Here is a 17373-nt window from a genome sequence, read left to right as displayed (position 1 = left end):
ACCACGCACAGCACCGCACACCCAAGCGCCGCTGGCACCGCTGGCCCCCCGCCAGACCACGCGCACCCCGCACCGGTCGAAGGAGACCCCCCGATGAGCCTCGACATGCCCGTCACCGCACCCGCCCGGGCAGACGCCACAGCCGCGAACCAGCTGGAGTCGCTGGTCGCCGTCTTCTGCCGGATCCTGGAGCTGGACAACGTCCCGGCCGACGGCAACTTCTTTCTCCTGGGCGGCGATTCACTGATCGCCACCCGGGTGCTGAGTGCCGTCGCCCGCGAGCACGGCGTCGAGCTGACCTTCGAGGACTTCCTCGCCGACCCGACCCCGGCCGGTCTCGCCTCCCGCGTCGCGGCGGAGAGAATCGCGGCGGCCCGGTGAGCGCCGCGTCCCACTCGGAGACCGGGCCCGCGCCGCGTTCGGTGATCGTGGTCGGCGCGGGACTGGCCGGCCTGACGGCGGCGGTCGAACTGGCCGGCCAGAGCGTGCGGGTGACGGTGCTGGAGGCCCGGGACCAGGTCGGCGGGCGTACGCGTGGGATCGAGGTGGCGCCGGGGCGGTGGATCGACGCGGGCGCGGCCTACCTGGGCGACCTGCACACCGAGCTCCACGCCCTGCTCGCCGCCTGCGACTTGAAGACCGCGCCGACCACCATGCGGGGCGCCAGCCGATTTGCCCTGACGGGCGAGGAAGCGGACGCCACCCGGGACGGGCGGTTCCCGCCGCTGAGCGCCGTCGCACTGGGCGATCTGTTCGAGCAGTTGGAGGAGTTGACGGCCGCCGTCCGCCCGGACGCGCCGTGGCTCTCGCCGGACGCCGAGCGGCTGGACGCGATGACGGTGGCCGACTGGGCGGAGCAGCAACTGTCGCACCCGGACGCCAAGTTGTTCTTCCCGCTGTTCCTCGGCGAGATGATGGCGGCCGACCCGGCGAAGATCTCCGTGCTGCACATGGCGTTCTACCTGCGCTCGGGCGGTGGGCTGCGCTATCTGAACGCCTTCGAGGGCGGCGCGCAGCAGGACCGGGTGGCGGGCGGCTCGCACCGGTTGTGCGAGCGGCTGGCCAGGCGGCTGCTGGATCTGGGCGGGCTGCTGCACACGGGCGAGCCGGTGCTGTCGGTGGAGCAGACCGAGCGGGAGGCCATCGTCCGTACGCCCGAGGGGAGTTACCGGGCGGAGGCGGTGGTGGTGGCGGTGCCGCCGCTGCTCGCGGACGCGATCGGGTTCGAGCCGCGACTGCCGTCCCCGCGAGCGGCGTCGCGCACCGAGCGCGGGTGCGCGGTGAAGGTGAACCTGGTGTTCCCGGAGCCGGTGTGGCGGGCGCACGGCCTGTCGGGGTGGTCGGTGAACGCGGCCGGTCCGCTGCTGTCCACGGTGGACGACACTCCGCCGGAGGGGTCGCCGGGCGTGCTGACCGGGTTCGTCACGGGCGCGGAGGCGCACCGTTTCGCCGCTCTGCCGCCTGCCGAACAGCGCGCGGCGGCGGTCGCGCAGGCGTCCCGGCTGTTTCCGATGCTGCCGGAACCGCTCGCGTTCCATGTCACGGACTGGGTCAACGAGCCCTGGAGCAGGGGCTGTTACGCGGCGCTGCTCGGGCCCGGTGACTGGTCGGCGCTCGGTCCGACGCTGACGACGCCGCACGGCAGGGTGCATTTCGCGGGCACCGAGACCAGCACCGAGTTCTTCGGCCTGCTGGAGGGCGCGATCCGATCGGGCCGTCGCGTGGTCGCCGAGCTTCTCGGCCAGTAGGCGCAACTCGCGTCACCCAGTAATCAGTTGGACCCCTTTCCCCTGGCCCGGTGCGCGCTTCACGAGGGCGTGTCCGGGCATCGAGTCCTGCTTCGGAAGACCGGAGAGACCGGAGGCCGCCATGAGCGATCAGACATCCATCGCGCCGCTCGCCGTCAGAGAGCGCTTCATGTCCGACCCGACCCTGGGTGCGGGCAACTTCCTCGACCGGGCGGTCGAGGCGAATCCCAACCGTGCGGTGCCGTTCGCGTTCAGCCACCGGCTGGACCACCGGGGGCAGGTGGTGCTGCGCGGGCACAGCCTGCTCGATCTGGTGGCGCTGCGCGACCGGTACGCGGCCTGGTACCACGCGAACGGGGTGCGGCCGGGCGAGCCGGTGGGCGTGGTGATCGCCGAGGGCCTGGAGCCGCTGCTGCACTTCTTCGCGCTGACCGCGCTCGGCGCGGTGCCGGCGCTGGTGAACGACGCGATGCGGCACGACGTGATGGTGCGCTACCTGAGCCACGTGGGCGTGGTGGGCGTGGTCGCGGACGACACCACCCGGCTGGCTTCGGCGTACCGGAAGGATCCGCAACTGCGGCCGCGTTTCCTGTCGTTGACGGCCGAGATACAGGCGTTCGACGTGGCGGCGGCGTCGCTGCCGGAGGGGTACCCGTACCAGCACGCGGCCGAGGACGTGGTGGCGCTGATCCACTCCTCGGGGACGACGGGCACGCCGAAGTCGACGATCCTGGCGCACCGGCAGTTCTGGGAGGGCAAGCAGCCCCGGATGGTGCGCTTCCCGGCGGAGCCGTCCGACCGGCTGATGTCGCTGATGCCGCACACCCATGCGGGGGGCCTGAGTTACTTCCTGACGGCTACCCTGCTGGGTCTGCCGACGGTGGTGATGGCGGACTGGCGGCGGGTCACGGTGGAGCCGGTGATGGAGGCGTTCCGGCCGACCATGGTGGCCTCGTTCCCGCGCACCTTCGTGGAGTTGGCGACCGGTGAGCTGCCGGTGGAGGGCGCGTCCAAGGTGCACTCCTGGTTCAACACCGGCGACAGCGCGCACTTCGGGCACATCCGCCGCCTCGTTCAACTCGGCGAGCGCCCGGCGGGGTTGATCCGGCCGTGGCTGCTGCCGCAGGAACGGGCCGAGCAACCGGCGCTGCCCGGTTCGCAGTTCGTGGACGGGCTGGGCTCGTCCGAGATGGGCATGGCGCTGTTCGGGCAGGTCACCTCGCCGGAGACGGGCCGCGCCGACCGTTGCGTCGGCAAGCCGTCGGAGGTGGTGGAGCGGGCGGCGGTGCTGGACGAGGACGGTGTGGAGGTCCCGGACGGCACGGTGGGCCTGCTGGCCGTGATCGCGCCGTCGATCACGCCCGGGTACTGGAACAACGAGCGCCTGACGCAGTCGTTCCGGCGCGACGGGTACTGGCTGACCGGCGATGTGGCGTACCGGGACGGCGAGGGGCGGTTCTTCCACCTGGACCGGACGGTGGACGTGATCGACACCCTGGACGGGCCGGTGTACAGCCTGCCGCTGGAGGAGGTGCTGCTCGCCGACTGCGCCGAGTGGGTGCAGGACTGTTCGGTGGTGGGCGTGCCGCACCCGGACGGCGGGCAGCGGCCGATCGCCGTGGTGCGGCTGCAGGACGGGGCGAGCGCGGACGGGCTGCTGGAGGCGGCCAACGCCGAGCTGGCGAAGGCCGGGCTGGCGGAGCTGGCGGCACTCCAAGTGGCGTCCAACGCCATGGACTTCCCGCTCGGCCCGACCGGCAAGGTGCTCAAGCGGGAGCTGCGCACCCGGCACGCCGGGCTCCTCCAGTTCACCGAAGGTTCCTCGGCCCCCTCCTCGATCACCTCCTCGATCACCTCCTCGGCACCTTCCTCGGCGCGTTCCTGATGGATCGTCAGCTAGCCCAGCCGTACCAGTACGTGCGGCGGGAGTTGGTCGAACCGGACTGGCGGCGGCTGCCCGGCTGGCGGGAGGTGACGGCCGCGCAGTGGCGGGACGCGCAGTGGCAGCGGGCGCACTGCGTGCAGAACGAGCGGCAGCTGCGGGAGGTTTTCGGGTCTCTCCTCGAGAACCGGTTCTACCGTGAACTGGCCGCCGACCAGGCCGAGTTCGCGACCATGTCGGTGCTGCTGCCGCCGCACATGCTGAACACCATGGCGGCGGACGCCGCGCTGGAGCCGGGGGCGTTCACCGAGGCGTTCCTGGCGGATCCGGTGCGGCGGTACATGCTGCCGGTGCGCTCCGACCGGCACCCGGAGTGGCCCAACCACCCGCTGGCGGCGCGGGATTCGCTGCACGAGGCGCAGATGTGGGCGGTGGAGGGCCTGACCCACCGCTACCCGACCAAGGTGCTGGCCGAGCTGCTGTCCACCTGCCCGCAGTACTGCGGGCACTGCACCCGGATGGACCTGGTCGGCCGCTCCACGCCGCAGGTGGCCAAGGCGCGGCTGGTGCTGCGGCCGGCCGACCGCGAGGAGCAGATGCTCGACTACCTCAAGCGCACCCCGTCGGTGCGGGACGTGGTGGTGTCGGGTGGCGACCTGGCGAACGTGCCGTGGCCGCGGCTGGAATCGTTCCTGCTGCGGCTGCTGGAGCTGGGCTCGGTGCGGGACATCCGGCTGGCCAGCAAGTCGGTGGTGGGCCTGCCGCAGCACTGGCTCCAGCCGAAGGTGCTGGCGGGCGTCGAGCGGGTGGCCCGGCTGGCCGCCCGCCGGTCGGTCAACCTGGCGGTGCACACCCACGCCAACCACGTCTCCTCGGTGACCCCGCTGGTCGCCGAGGCGGCGCGGGCGCTGCTCGACGCGGGCGTGCGGGACGTCCGCAACCAGGGCGTGCTGATGCGCGGCGTGAACGCCACCCCGGCGGCGCTGCTCGACCTGTGCTTCGCCCTCCAGGGAGAGGCGAACATCCTCCCCTACTACTTCTACCTGTGCGACGTGATCCCGAACGCCGAGCACTGGCGGCTGCCGCTGTCCGAGGCGCAGCGCCTGCAGGAGGCGATCCTCGGCTACCTGCCGGGGTACGCGACGCCGCGGCTGGTCGCGGACGTGCCGCACGTCGGCAAGCGCTGGGTGCACCAGGCGGTCGGCTACGACCGGGTGCGCGGCATCTCGTACTGGACCAAGAACTACCGCACCGCACTTGAGCTCCGCTCGCTCGAAGCACTCGGCGGGGACGGCCGGTTGAGCCGCCGGTATCCGTACGTGGATCCGGTGGACACCCTGCCGGCGGACGGCCGCGCCTGGTGGGCGGAGCAGGCAGCACGCGCCGATGGCGCACAACTTCCGGAACCAGTGGACCTCTTGGAGAACTCGTGAGCGAGGTGCCGGCGCCGCTGCGCCGAATGTGCTGGATCTTCCCGGACCGGGAGTCGACCCGGTCGGGGGCGATGTGGAAGCACTACTTCTGGGACATGTTCGCGGAGGTCGCCGCCGGAATGGGGATGGAGTGGTCCCGGCACGCCCCGGAGGCGGTGACGGTGGACGGCACCGATCCGGGCCGGCCCCGGGTGTACGTGGACGACCAACTGGTCACGCCCGAGGACACTCTGTTCATCACGGCGCTGTACTCGCTGCCGTACCAGTCGATGGACGTGTTCAACCAGCTCGCCCTGTGCACGGTGCTGGAGCAGGCGGGGTTCTACCTGCCGTTCCCGGCGCAGGTGTCGCTGCTGGGCAACGACAAGCTGGCGACCATGCTGTTCCTCGCGGATTCGCCGGTGCCGCCGATCCCGTCGGTGCGGATCGGCTCCGGCCGGGACGTCTCCAAGCACCAGTACGAGGTGGCGCTGGGCGAGTTGACGTTCCCGGCGATCGTGAAGCCGGCCGGCTGGTGCGGCGGCGGCGGGATCTGCCTGGCCCGCTCGCCGGAGGACGTGCGCGGCCTGGCCAGTCTCGCCCAGGGCGGTGACACCACGCTGGTCGCCCAGCCCTACCTGGGGGACGGCACGGTGGACTACCGGGTGTACGTGATCGACGGCAAGCCGTACGCGGTGCTGCGCCGCACCCCGGAGGACGGCTCGCCGGTGGCGAACGCGAGCCGCGGCGGCTCGATGGAGTTCTGCGAGATCCCGGACAAACTCGCCGACGCCACCGCGTACTTCGTGAAGAAGCTGCCGATCCCGTTCTTCTGCGTGGACTTCCTGCACGACGGGGAGCGGTTCTGGTTCTCCGAGCTGGAGCCGGACGGGGTGATCGCCCCGGACTTCGACGACCCGGACCGCTCGGTCCAACGGGACGTCACCCGGGCCCGGTTCGCGGCCTACCGCGACGCACACGCGGCGTTCCTCACCGACGGGGGTGCCGGTCGATGAGCTTCTCACTGACCGATGAGCAGGCCGCCGACGGCCTGGCCGTGGCCCGCCGAACTCTCGGACTGCTGCGCACCGTCCCGGAGTTCGGCGAGCGGTACGCCCAGGCGCAGGAGCCCACCACGCTCGCGGAGCTGGCGGCGCTGCCGCCGCTGGCCAAGGACGACCTGAACACGGCGCTCGCCCACCTGGAACCGTCCGCCGAGCAGGGCGCCACCTGGCTGTTCCAGAGCGGCGGTTCGACGGGAGCCCCGAAGGTCGGGTACGCGCCGACCGGGTTCTACATGGCGAAGGTGTTCGAGCACTGGCAGCCGCTGGACCGGGACGACATCTTCGTCAACGCCTGGGGCGCGGGCCGGATGTGGGGCGCGCACTTCCTCGCGGCGGGCCTGGCCGACCTGTCCGGCTGCCGGATCATCGCGCTGGGGTCGGTGACCCGCGAGGAGTACCCGGAGTGGCTGGGCTTCCTCGCCGACCGGAAGGTCACCGCGATCGGCGGCACCCCGAGCGTGCTGCGGCTGTGGTTCGCGCACGCCCGCGCCGCCGGGATCGAACTCCCGTCGCTGCGCAAGGTGTTGTGGCTGGGCGAGGCCTGGCAGCCGCAGCTCGAGGAAGACCTGGCGGTCGTCGCACCGAAGGCCCGGCGGCACGGCATGTTCGGCTCCACCGAGACCTGGGTGGTGGGCTCCAACACCCCGGAATGCCCGGCCGACACCTTCCACACCTTCCCGCACCAGCTGGTGCACGTCGGCGACGACGGCCTGCTCGACTTCACCTCCCTCGACCCGGCGATGCTCAACCCGGTGCTGCGCTACCGCACCGGCGACGCGGGCGAGTTGACCAGCTGCCCGTGCGGCCGGCCGGGCCCTGCGATGCGGGTGCTGGGCCGCCGCGACAATGTCGTGCAGGTGCGCGGACTCGGCCTGCACATCGACGAGTTGCTCGCCCGGGTGGAGCGCGAACCGGGCGTCACCCGCGGCCAGGTGGTGATCACCGAACAGGGCGGGCGCGCCCAGCAGGTGGACGTCCTGCTGCTGACGGCGGCCGGCGCGGAGCCCGACACGGACGCGCTGCGGCGTGAACTGCTGTCTGCCACCTTCACGTTGAGCACCGCCTTCGTGCACGACCCGGAGCACGTCCGAGTCCGGGTGGTGGACGCGCTGGTCGGCAACGACCGCACCGGGAAGACCGCAAGCTTCGTGGTCCGGGAGGCCTCGTGAAACTGCACGCGCCCGAGCAACTCGGCCGGGCCTTCAACCTGTTCTGGTTCGGCAAGTCGATCTCGAACGTCGGCGACCGGGTGACGGTGTTCGTCGTCCCCACCCTGATGATCTTCGTGCTGCACGCGTCCGCGTTCCAGGTCGGCATCGTCGCGATGGCCCAGTACCTGGGCATTCCACTGCTCGGCCCGGTGGCCGGCGTGCTGGTGGACCGCTGGGACAAGCGGATCACCCTGCTGGTCTGCGACCTGATCCGGCTGGTCGCCGTCGGCATCATCCCGCTCGCGTACTGGCTGGACTTCCTCTCCACGCCGCTGCTGTTCTGCTGCGTCGCCGCCGTCTCCGGCGCGACCATCTTCTTCAACGTCGGCTACCTGGTGGCCGTACCGGCCGTGGTCGAGCAGCGGCAACTGGTTCGCGCCTACTCGCGGTTGGAGGGCAGCGGCTCGGTCGCCGAGGTCGCCGGGCCGTCCATCGCCGCCGGACTGTACAGCGCGCTCGGCGCCGCCTCGCTGCTGGTGGACGCCGCCAGCTACCTGGTCTCCGCCGCCTGCTTCCGCTTCATGAAGCCGTGGGGCGACCGCACCGTCGCGCAGGGCTCGGTGTGGCGCCGGCTCACCCTCGGCTTCCGCCTCAACTGGCAGGACCCGGTGCTGCGCCGGGTGGTGCTGGCCGCCGTCACCCTCAACTCGGGCGGGCCGGTGTTCGTCACCGTGCTGCCGGTGTTCGCCTACCGCGGCCTGCACGTCACCGTCGGCGTGTTCGGCGCCGCGATGTCCGCGGGCGCGGTCGGCGCGCTGCTCGGCGCGCTGGTCGCCCCGAAGATCAGCGGACGCCTCGGCATCGGACGGACCATGGCCTGGGCACTGCTGCTGCACTGCCTGGTCGGCCTCGGCGTGCTCGCCGCACCAGCCCTGCCCGCCGGGCCGGTCATCGCCGTCACCATGGGCTGCTACGGCTTCTTCATGTCGTGCATCAACGTGTGCTCCGCGCCCGCCCGTCAGTCCCGGATGTCCGCGCAGCACCAGGGCGTCATGCACGCCGCGTTCCGCACCGCCACCTGGGGCGTCATCCCGCTTGCCGCACTGGCCGGCGGCTTCGCCGTCTCGCTGCTCACCGGCCCGCTCGGCATCCTCGACGCCACCCGCTGGACCATGGTCGGCGGCACCCTGCTCGCCGCCTGCTCCTTCCTGCCGGCGCTCGGCGTCCAGGCCCGAATGGACGCCGACCTGCCGAAGGCCGCCGACAGCGTCACCGAGCTTGCGGATGCCACCTCATGACGGAACGTCAGATCCTTCTCATCACCGGCTGCTCGTCCGGCATCGGGCTGGCCACCGCGGCGGCCGCGAGCCGGGCCGGCTGGACGGTGATCGCCACCGTCCGTTCCCTGGACCGCGCGGACGCGCTGCGGGCCGCCGCGCCCGACGCCCTCGTCCGCCAACTCGACGTCACCGACGAGGAGTCCATCGCCGCGTGCTTCGCCGGCCTCGACCGGCTCGACGCCGTGGTCAACAACGCCGGGATCTCCAACTTCGACCCGACACTCGAGATGTCCACCTCCGCCGCGCTGCGCACCAACCTCGATGTCAACTTCTTCGGCACGGTGGCCGTTTCGCGCGCCGCGATGCCGCTGCTGCGCACCTCCCGGGGCCGGCTGCTCACCATCGGCAGCGTGCACGGCGTGGTCGGCCAACCCTTCAACGAGGCCTACTGCGCAGCCAAGTTCGCCGTCGAAGGCTTCATGGAGGCACTCGCCCCCGTCGCCGCCGCACACGGCGTCCAGGTCTCGATGGTGGTGCCCGGCTACGTCCCCGACACCCGGTTCGGCCACTTCCCCGACGTCAACCGCCGTACCGTACAAGCCGCTTCGGGCCCCTACGCGGACACCTTCGGCGCGTACGTCGACCGGCTCGGGAAGAGCTGGGCGAACGCCGGGCAGCCCGCCGCGGAGGTCGCCGACGCGGTGGTGCGAGCGCTGGCCGAGGACCGGCCGCCGTTCCGCATCCCCACCAACGCGTGGGCCGCCGACTACCTCTCCGCGAAACTCTCCGACCCCGACGGCCGGGCGATCCAGCGCCTCGCCCACGACTGGATCGGCCTCACCCCCACTTCCTAGCCTGAGGATCAACTCATATGCCTGCCAAGCCACTTCAGGCGCTCGTCGACCACGCCCGCCGCAACTCGCCGTTCTACGCCGAGCTCTACCGCGACGTACCCGCCGTCGTCACCTCGCTCACCGACCTGCCCGTCATCGACCAGATCGCCTTCTGGGCCGCCAACTCCTGGCCCGACAACCAGCTTTTGACCGGCCCGCTCACCGACGCCTGCGTCTACAAGTCCGGCGGCACCACCGGCGCGCCCAAGTTCTCCCCCTGGACCCGCGAGGAACACGTCGACTCCGTCACCGCGTTCGGCGCGGGCCTGGTCGACGCCGGCCTCAAACCCGGCCAGAAGGTCGCCAACCTGTTCCGGGCCGGCGAGTTCTACAGCGGCTTCCTGTTCATCGAGTACGCCCTGCAGCACGCGCCGATCGACAACGTCCGCCTGCCGATCGCCACCGCGCCCGACGAGTACGTCGCCGACGTCATCCACGGCTTCGGCGCGGACGTACTGGCCGGCGAACCGATGAAACTCTCCGCCGTCGCCGAGACCCTGCTCAAGCAGGACCGGCCCGCCCCGCAGGTCGAACTCATCCTGTTCGGCGGCGACATCCTCTTCAACGACCTTCGCCCGCTGCTCCGTTCGGCCTTCCCGAACGCCGCCCTCTCCTCCATCGGCTACGCCTCCGTGGACGCCGGCCTGGTCGCCGGACCCGTCCCCGCCGGCGACGACCTGCGCGTCCACGAAGCCTTCCCGAACCGCACCATCGTCGAACTGATCGACGACGCCACCGGCGAGCCCATCACCGAACCCGGCGTCCCCGGCCGCGTCGTCGTCACCAACCTGTTCCGCACCCTGGTCCCGATCCTCCGCTACCCCGCGGGCGACCGCGCCGAATGGACCGACGCCACCTGCCGCCGGTTCCGCCTCCTCGGCCGCTCCACCGAGGGCGCCCGGGTCGGCATCGTCTCCATGCCCACCGAGCAGGTCCGCGACGTCCTGCTCGCCCACGACCCCGAGCACCACATCACCGGCATGCAACTCGTCCAACGCCGCTGGGACAACCGCGACGGCCTCATCATCCGCCTCGGCCACACCACCCCACCCCCCGCCACCCTCACCGAAACCCTCCGCCGCGCCATCCTCGACGCCCGCCCCACCTACGCCGACGAAACCGCCATCGGCGCCATCCACCCCCTCCAGATCGAATGGGTCCCCCGCGCCGAACTCACCACCAACCCCCGCACCGGCAAACTCCAACAGGTCATCGACGAACGCCCCGCCCACTGACGCTGCGCGCCGCCCAGCAGAACGAGGCCGGGCCCCGCTCTCGCAGTTCGAGAGCGGGGCCCGGGCTGGGGCGCAAGTGCCGCATTGCCGCCTGAACCGACCTGCTTGGGGAAGGTTCAGTCCGTGGCCTTGGGATGGCCCGTGCCCGCATAGGTGATCCAGGCAGTGCGGTTGGCGTCGTCCAGCAGGTACCAGATGCGCCCGCCGCCAGTGACCTCGTACTGCCAGCGCTCGAGTTCCTGGCCCTTGAAGATGCCGGAACCGAGCATGCCCTTTAGGCGGTGCTGACGGTCGGGGTTGTCGACGGCGCGGGGAGTGGCACGGATCTTCTCGAACGCGCGGCGCAGGTTGCCCGCCGCCTGGCGGCCCAGGTGATCCCAGCCGTCGGCGGCCTCGGTGTTGGCGAAACGGAGGTCGTACTCACAGCCGATCGGCGGCGGCGCGGCCCGGTCTCCCCGCTTCGGGCTCACTCCGTGACCTCGGGCATGGGGGCCGGGCCGAGGTCGCCGTCGGGCTCGCGGGTGAGGATGGCGAGGAGGGTGGAGTCGGCGTAGATCTCGGCGCTGTGCCGCCACTGGGTGAGCAGGACTGCGACCGGGGCCAGGTTGTCCAGAGCCACCGCGCCGCACGCCGTGTCCACCAGCTCCGCGAGCAGGGTGTCGAGGTCCTCCGCCGGCAGGAACGTGGTCCACGGCAGGGCTTCGGGCAGTGCCTGGCGGAGGGCATCGATGTTCTCGGTCCGCACCAGCCCCGCCAGCAGGCGCGAAGTGAAGTCCACGACCGAGGCGTCCCGTTCCATCTGCTCGACGCGCATCAGCGCGAGGTCGCCCGCGTCGCGGCGGCGCAGGCGCAGCGCACGGACGGCGTCCAGTCTGCGCGTGGTCGCGGCGGGGTGGTGGAGCAGTTCGCTGAAGGGCACGTCCTCGTAGGCCGCAGTCATGACATCCACAGTAGCTCGGATGTTGGCCCGCGGGCCCGCTCCGCACAGCAGGTCGTCGACGAATGTCCCCAGCACCGACCACGAGACCGGGCCCCGCCCTTGTCAGTTCGAGAGCGGGGCCCGGCCGTGGTGGGTGTCAGGCGTTGGGGCCGGTGAGGGTGAAGGCCGGGTCGGCCGGGGTGCCGGTGCGGGTGCCGGTCCAGGAGTGGAGGGTGTCCTGGGGGGTGATGGCCCAGAGGGAGGGGGCGCCGGTCCATGACATTGACCTGGTCAACGTCAACCTTGTCGACGGCACCGGCTCAATCAGTACCCTTCGAACCACGTCGGACCATCCGTTCTGGGACGACACCGATCACGAGTGGATCCCCGCAGGCCAACTGGCTCCGGACCACGTCCTCGTCACAAGCAAGAACCGTCAGGCCCGGATCACCTCGGTTGAACTGCGGCCGGGTACGGCGGACATGCTCAACCTGACGGTCGAAAACAACCACACATACTACGTATTGGCCGGGACTGTCCCCGTGCTGGTACACAACGCAGATGGCCCTTGCGGCATCCATCTCGCGCTCGGGTTCAGATTCGATAGCGCAAGTGGCGCAAATCTCGGGCAGTTCGCCAATTTGCAGCAGGCAGTTATGAACGATGCTCCAGAGTTCAAGGACATCTTCCCGAACCCAAACTATTGGAGCGACAGTGCAGGTCAAGCCATGATCGACAGGGTCGTCGCGGGAGGCGGTAAGATATCGTTCAATCTTCAGGGGATGCAGGACGTCGAGGGAGTGCTGGCCGGAAGAGTAGCGCCTGGAAGGCCGACATCGTTTGAGCTTCAATACATCTGCGGCAATTCAGCAGCGAGAGCAGCAACCACGTTCTTCAACGGACCAGCGCCGTGCTAGCAATCAGAAAGGGCCGAGGGTGGAAGACAGAAGCGTGGATTCCGAGTGGGAGGGCCTCCTCAACGTATTCCGCCCACCCCACGGCACGAATGGCTGGTTCAGTCCGCTCTTTTGGCCGCTCCTGCAAGCCGCCTCGGAGATCCCGGTTCTTCGCCAGGTATTTCCCACCGTCTCCCTGAACACCCTTGTGGTGTTTCGTGATGGGTACGCTTGGAAGGCCCCGATCGATGAGCAGTGGCCGACCGTCGCGGTGGGATCGGAAGGCACATATGCCGTCCGATCGAAAGCGTGGTCCAGGGACGCCCAGGTTCTCCTGCTCACGGAAGACCCCAGGGAGGCCGCCGAACTCCTCGCGGAATTGATCGCAGGAATCATCGCCAATGATCAAGACCTGAACAGCTAGCAGCACCTGTTGGGCCGCCGCACTCTGCGGCGGCCCAACACCTTTATCACCGCGCGATTTGCAGCAGGGGCCGAAAGCGCCAGCGGCATCACATCGACGGCGGCCATTCCCTGCCGGGAATTCAGATCGACGCTGCCCTGGGCTTCCGTCCCGAGGCATACACGGTCCTCACCGGATGCTTGCCGAAGCGCACAGGAATCCGACGGCTGCCAAATACACACAGCGCCGCCCTTCTGACGGCCCAAGAGGTCAGCGGGATGCCGTCACCAGGCCCGCCTCGTAGGCGAGGATCACCAGGTGGACGCGGTCGCGGGCGTCCAGCTTGGAGAGCAGGCGGGTGACGTAGGTCTTGATGGTGGTGACGCTGAGGTAGAGGTGCTCGGCTATCTCGGTGTTGGAGAGGCCCCGGCCGATCAGGGTGAGGACTTCCTGTTCGCGTTCGGTGATGGCAGTGAGGGCGAGCGGCGGCCTTGAACTGCCGGGCGTGGGGCGGGCGGTGAGGTCGGCGATCAGGCGGCGGGTGACGCGGGGGGCGAGGAGGGCCTCGCCGGAGGCGACCACGCGGACGGCGGCGAGGATTTCTTCGAGGCCCATGTCCTTGACCAGGAAGCCGGATGCGCCGGCGCGCAGCGCGCCGTAGACGTACTCGTCGTCGTCGAAGGTGGTGAGGACGAGGACGTGGGCCGAGGACGGGCCCGAGGTGATCAGGCGGGTGGCTTCGATGCCGTCCATGCCCGGCATCCGGATGTCCATGACGATCACGGAAGGGGCCAACTCCGCGGCCAGGCGCACTGCTTCGTCCCCGGTGCCGGCCTCGCCGACGATCTCCAGGTCGGGGGCGTCCTTGACCACCATGGAGAGGGCGGCGCGGACGAGCGGCTGGTCGTCGACGAGCAGGATGCGGACGGTCATCGGGCACCCGCCGCGACGGGAAGGGTGGCGGCGACCCGGAAGCCGCCGGTCGGGCGGGGGCCGGCCGCGAACGTGCCGTGCAGCAGGGAGACGCGTTCCTGCATGCCGAGCAGGCCGAAGCCCGCGCCGCTGGGCTGGGTGCCGCGCAGGCCGCCGCTGTCGAGGACTTCCACGGACACCGAGTCCTCCTCGCAGGAGATGGTCACTTTGCAGGAGCGCGCGCCGGCGTGGCGGACCACGTTGGCCAGCGACTCCTGGACGACGCGGTAGGCGGAGAGGTCCACCTCGGGCGGCAGGGGGCGGCGTTCGCCGTGCCAGCGGAGGTCGACGGCGACGCCCGCGGCAGTGGTGGAGCGGGCGAGGCGGTCGAGGTCGGCGAGGCCGGGGGCGGGGGCGAGCGGGGGGCGGTCTTCGTCGTCCTCGGCGGCGCGCAGGGCCACCAGCATGCGGCGCAGGCCGGAGAGGGTTTCGCGGCTGGCGGTCTCGACCTGGCCGAGTGCGTCCCGGGCGGCCTCCGGCTGGGTGGTGAGGACGAGCCGGGCCGCGCCGGCCTGGAGGGCGACGATGCCGATGCTGTGCGCGACCATGTCGTGCAACTCGCGGGCGATCCGCAGCCGTTCACCGGCCACGGCCCGCGCGGCGGCGTTCTCGCTCAGCTCGGCGGCGTGCCGGCGGGACTCCCCGGCGGAGTTGCCGAGCAGGACGGCGACGGCGGCGGTCAGCAGGACGGCCAGCTCGGTGGAGGTGCCGATGATGAAGCCGGCGAACACCCGTCCGATCGGGTAGCCGAGCAGCACCAGGGCGGCCATCCCGGAGCCGAGCACCACCTTGCGGCGGGGCAGGCTCGCCGCGACGTACCAGAGCGCCACGTCGGGGCCGAGGACCAGCGGGACGTCCATCGTGCTGGAGTGCATCGCGAACGCGCCGAACACCGCGCCCGCCAGCAGCAGCCCGAGGGCGGTCAGCGGCATGCGGCGCAGCAGCACGCAGCCGGCCAGCGAGACCACCGCGCAGACAGCGAGCCAGCGTTGGTTGGCGTCGGACATCAGCAGGCCGCGGTAGAAGTTGTCCGGCGACTCGCCCGGCAGCCGGACCAGCACCACGAAGGAGTACGCGAGGCCGGCCGTCCAGGCCACCGCCGCCCAGCCGCCGGGTGTCACGCGTCTGAGCAGGGAGGGCGAGTTCACGGGCATGGGGTGATCGTAGCCAGCCGCCCGGCCGGCGGGCGTCGGACCCGGGGCGTACAACCTGGGTAGACATCGGCCGCCGGAGGTGTCGGCGGCAGGCCGACGCGGGACGACGGCCCGTCACGGAACTGTGGTTGTCGTGATCGAAGTCAACGAACTCACCAAGCGCTACGGCCGCACGGTTGCCGTCGACGGTCTGACCTTCACCGTCCGCCCGGGTTGCGTCACCGGTTTCCTCGGCCCGAACGGGGCCGGCAAGAGCACCACGCTGCGCATGATCATCGGACTGAACGAGCCGACCAGCGGCACCGTCACCGTGCAGGGCCACCGCTTCCGCGACCATCCGCGCGGCCTGCGGCACGTCGGCGCGCTGCTGGACGCCTCCGACGTGCACGGCGGGCGCAGTGCGGCCGCCCATCTCGGGGTGCTGGCCCGGACGAACGCGATCCCGCTGCGGCGGGTGGACGAGGTGCTGGAGGAGGTCGGGCTCGCCGGGGTGGCGCGGCGGCGGATCGGCGGCTACTCGCTCGGCATGAAGCAGCGCCTGGGCATCGCGGCCGCGCTGCTCGGCGACCCGCCGGTGCTGCTGTTCGACGAGCCGCTGAACGGCCTCGACCCGGAGGGTGTGCGCTGGGTGCGCGGCCTGTTCCGGCGGCTGGCCGCCGAGGGGCGCACGGTGTTCGTCTCCAGCCACCTGATGAGCGAAATGGAGCACACCGCCGACCACTTGGTGGTGGTCGGCCGCGGCCGGCTGATCGCCGACGAGCCGCTGTCCACGTTCGCCGCCCGCGGCCGGGGCAGCAGCGTCACCGTCCGCACCCCGGACGCGACCGCGCTGGCCGAGGTGCTGACGGCGGCCGGCGCGCAGGTGCGGCCCGACGGGGAGGAGCGGCTGGTGGTGACCGGCCTGGACGCGGACACGGTCGGCGACCTCGCGCACCGGCACGGTCTGCGGCTGCGCGAACTGGCCACCAGCGCCGCCTCGTTGGAGACCGCGTTCATGGAACTCACCGCCGACAGCGTCGAATACCTCGCAGGAGACTCCCGATGACCGCGCTCACCTCCGTCGCCCCCACCGCACCGCTCGTGGTGGACGAACCGCGGGCCCGCTTCCGGGACTTGCTGCTGGGCGAGTGGTTCAAGCTGATCTCGCTGCGGTCGATCCGCTGGGGCCTGCTCCTCGGCCTGCTCGGGCTGGTGTTCCTGAACGTCAACGCGGCGATCGCCGACGTGAACGACTGGGACCATTTCTCTCCCGGGATGCGGGAGTTCTTCGTTCCCGGCGGATCGCTGGCGGCCTCCTTCACCAACAACGCGTGCATCGCCACCCTGCTGATCACGGGATGCCTGGGCGCGGTCGCGCTGGTCAGCGAGTACTCAACGGGCCAGATCCGCACCAGCTTTGCGGCGGTGCCGGCCCGGCGGGCGCTGATCTCCGCGAAGATCGTCGTGCTGACGGTGGTGATGACGGCCTTCGGCGTGGTGGCGACCGCGGTGTCGTTCTGGGCCTCGCAGGCCGTGCTGTCGAGCAAGCACGCCGGCATCTCGCTCGCCGAACCGGGCATCTGGCGGGCGCTGTTGGCCTCCACCCTGCTGCCGCCGGTGTGCGCGCTGACCGGCCTCGGGCTGGCGGCCATCGTCCGGCACAGCGTGGCGACCGTCGTCACCACTGTCACGGTGCTGCTGCTGATCCCCAACTTCATGAGCGAGAACCACTATTGGTCGGCCTGCCTGTACCACGCGACGCCGTTCCGCGCCTGGCAGGTCCTGCACGACCTGGTCGGCACGCCGGTCAACCCGCACATTCCGTTCCCGGCCGATCCGGCCGGTGAGTGGTGGGTCTACGCCGCCTGGGCCGTGGGCGGCGCGCTGGCCGCCCTGTTCTTCGGCAGCCGTCGCGACGTCTGAACCCCGGAGTGCCTGGGTGCCGTGAGGCCCAACTGTCAGGCGCTGTGCGGCACTCCGGCGACCAGCGTGCTCTGGCCGCGGAACTCGGCGACCACCGTGCCACTGGCGCTCCGGACGGTGACGTCGTAGACGCCCTGCCGGCCGGACCTGGTGCGCTCCACGGCCTCGGCGATCAGCTCGTCGCCGATCTGCGCGGGGGCGAGGAAGGTGACCTGCGCACCCTGCGCGAGGGCTACCGGGCCGTAGCTGTTGCAGGCGTAGGAGAACGCGGCGTCGGCGAGCAGGAACACGTACCCGCCGTGCCCGATGCCGTGCGCGTTGGCCATCTCCGCGGTGACCTTCATCCGGGCCACCGCCCGGCCGCCGGTCACCTCGTCGAGCACGATGCCCGCGCCCTGGCAGGCCCGGTCGCGCTCGAACAGTGAGTCGATCCTGCTGCTTCCCATGCGGCTCCCCCCAGTG

Annotated in this window: 18 protein-coding genes; 13 read left to right on the top strand and 5 right to left on the bottom strand. The window is 71.1% G+C overall.

The window, feature by feature from the left end:
- The first annotated feature begins 93 nt into the window (after positions 1–93).
- The 9 genes from ACFYST_RS02365 (at position 94) to ACFYST_RS02325 (ending at position 10665) form a co-directional block, all read left to right on the top strand.
- The gene (locus ACFYST_RS02365) at positions 94–381 is read left to right on the top strand and encodes a phosphopantetheine-binding protein (RefSeq protein ID WP_387859316.1); all 288 of its coding nucleotides are present in this window, start codon (positions 94–96) and stop codon (positions 379–381) included.
- Positions 378–1748: a flavin monoamine oxidase family protein gene (locus tag ACFYST_RS02360; protein ID WP_387859315.1), complete on the top strand. Its 1371-nt coding sequence runs from the start codon at positions 378–380 to the stop codon at positions 1746–1748. Before ACFYST_RS02365 ends, ACFYST_RS02360 begins: the two co-directional genes overlap by 4 nt.
- A 121-nt stretch (positions 1749–1869) precedes the next feature.
- The gene (locus ACFYST_RS02355) at positions 1870–3633 is read left to right on the top strand and encodes a class I adenylate-forming enzyme family protein (protein WP_387859313.1); all 1764 of its coding nucleotides are present in this window, start codon (positions 1870–1872) and stop codon (positions 3631–3633) included.
- The gene (locus tag ACFYST_RS02350; RefSeq protein WP_387859311.1) at positions 3633–5063 is read left to right on the top strand and encodes a KamA family radical SAM protein; all 1431 of its coding nucleotides are present in this window, start codon (positions 3633–3635) and stop codon (positions 5061–5063) included. The genes ACFYST_RS02355 and ACFYST_RS02350 overlap by 1 nt, the downstream gene beginning before the upstream one ends.
- Positions 5060–6058, top strand: coding sequence for a RimK family alpha-L-glutamate ligase (locus ACFYST_RS02345; protein ID WP_387859309.1), 999 nt, complete (start codon positions 5060–5062; stop codon positions 6056–6058). Before ACFYST_RS02350 ends, ACFYST_RS02345 begins: the two co-directional genes overlap by 4 nt.
- Positions 6055–7275 carry a phenylacetate--CoA ligase family protein gene (locus tag ACFYST_RS02340; protein ID WP_387859308.1) on the top strand — a complete coding sequence of 407 codons (1221 nt, stop codon included), beginning with the start codon at positions 6055–6057 and terminating at the stop codon, positions 7273–7275. The genes ACFYST_RS02345 and ACFYST_RS02340 overlap by 4 nt, the downstream gene beginning before the upstream one ends.
- Positions 7272–8555 (top strand): MFS transporter, encoded by a 1284-nt coding sequence (locus ACFYST_RS02335; protein ID WP_387859307.1) that lies wholly within the window; start codon positions 7272–7274, stop codon positions 8553–8555. The genes ACFYST_RS02340 and ACFYST_RS02335 overlap by 4 nt, the downstream gene beginning before the upstream one ends.
- Positions 8552–9391 (top strand): SDR family NAD(P)-dependent oxidoreductase, encoded by an 840-nt coding sequence (locus tag ACFYST_RS02330; protein WP_387859305.1) that lies wholly within the window; start codon positions 8552–8554, stop codon positions 9389–9391. Before ACFYST_RS02335 ends, ACFYST_RS02330 begins: the two co-directional genes overlap by 4 nt.
- Before the next feature lie 17 nt (positions 9392–9408).
- Entirely contained in the window at positions 9409–10665 is a 1257-nt protein-coding gene (locus ACFYST_RS02325) for a phenylacetate--CoA ligase family protein (RefSeq protein WP_387859303.1), read from the top strand.
- A gap of 116 nt (positions 10666–10781) precedes the next feature.
- Here the strand turns inward: ACFYST_RS02325 and ACFYST_RS02320 are convergent, their stop codons facing one another.
- Positions 10782–11135: a hypothetical protein gene (locus ACFYST_RS02320; RefSeq protein ID WP_387859301.1), complete on the bottom strand. Its 354-nt coding sequence runs from the start codon at positions 11133–11135 to the stop codon at positions 10782–10784.
- Positions 11132–11605 (bottom strand): hypothetical protein, encoded by a 474-nt coding sequence (locus ACFYST_RS02315; protein WP_387635538.1) that lies wholly within the window; start codon positions 11603–11605, stop codon positions 11132–11134. Before ACFYST_RS02315 ends, ACFYST_RS02320 begins: the two co-directional genes overlap by 4 nt.
- A 212-nt stretch (positions 11606–11817) precedes the next feature.
- Between ACFYST_RS02315 and ACFYST_RS02310 the strand changes: the two genes are divergently transcribed.
- Together ACFYST_RS02310 and ACFYST_RS02305 are read left to right on the top strand one after the other, a co-directional pair.
- The gene (locus ACFYST_RS02310) at positions 11818–12501 is read left to right on the top strand and encodes a polymorphic toxin-type HINT domain-containing protein (protein ID WP_387859299.1); all 684 of its coding nucleotides are present in this window, start codon (positions 11818–11820) and stop codon (positions 12499–12501) included.
- 34 nt (positions 12502–12535) lie between these two features.
- Positions 12536–12904 (top strand): DUF6193 family natural product biosynthesis protein, encoded by a 369-nt coding sequence (locus ACFYST_RS02305; RefSeq protein WP_387859298.1) that lies wholly within the window; start codon positions 12536–12538, stop codon positions 12902–12904.
- Between the two features lie 249 nt (positions 12905–13153).
- Here the strand turns inward: ACFYST_RS02305 and ACFYST_RS02300 are convergent, their stop codons facing one another.
- Complete coding sequence (locus ACFYST_RS02300) at positions 13154–13816, bottom strand: response regulator (RefSeq protein WP_387859297.1); 663 nt, start codon at positions 13814–13816, stop codon at positions 13154–13156.
- Positions 13813–15009: a sensor histidine kinase gene (locus ACFYST_RS02295; protein WP_387859296.1), complete on the bottom strand. Its 1197-nt coding sequence runs from the start codon at positions 15007–15009 to the stop codon at positions 13813–13815. The genes ACFYST_RS02300 and ACFYST_RS02295 overlap by 4 nt, the downstream gene beginning before the upstream one ends.
- Positions 15010–15142: 133 nt before the next feature.
- Between ACFYST_RS02295 and ACFYST_RS02290 the strand changes: the two genes are divergently transcribed.
- Both ACFYST_RS02290 and ACFYST_RS02285 read left to right on the top strand, forming a co-directional pair.
- Positions 15143–16054, top strand: a complete 912-nt coding sequence (locus ACFYST_RS02290) for an ABC transporter ATP-binding protein (RefSeq protein ID WP_387635552.1) — start codon at positions 15143–15145, stop codon at positions 16052–16054.
- The gene (locus tag ACFYST_RS02285; protein WP_387859295.1) at positions 16051–16911 is read left to right on the top strand and encodes an ABC transporter permease; all 861 of its coding nucleotides are present in this window, start codon (positions 16051–16053) and stop codon (positions 16909–16911) included. The genes ACFYST_RS02290 and ACFYST_RS02285 overlap by 4 nt, the downstream gene beginning before the upstream one ends.
- Before the next feature lie 35 nt (positions 16912–16946).
- Here ACFYST_RS02285 and paaI read toward each other — a convergent pair whose 3' ends face one another.
- A complete protein-coding gene (gene paaI, locus ACFYST_RS02280) occupies positions 16947–17357 on the bottom strand; it encodes a hydroxyphenylacetyl-CoA thioesterase PaaI (RefSeq protein ID WP_387859293.1) in 411 nt (136 codons plus the stop codon).
- Positions 17358–17373: the final 16 nt, after the last annotated feature.

Source organism: Kitasatospora sp. NPDC004614, assembly GCF_042873675.1.
Lineage (GTDB): Bacteria > Actinomycetota > Actinomycetes > Streptomycetales > Streptomycetaceae > Kitasatospora.
This window is presented reverse-complemented; position numbering and strand designations above follow the sequence as displayed.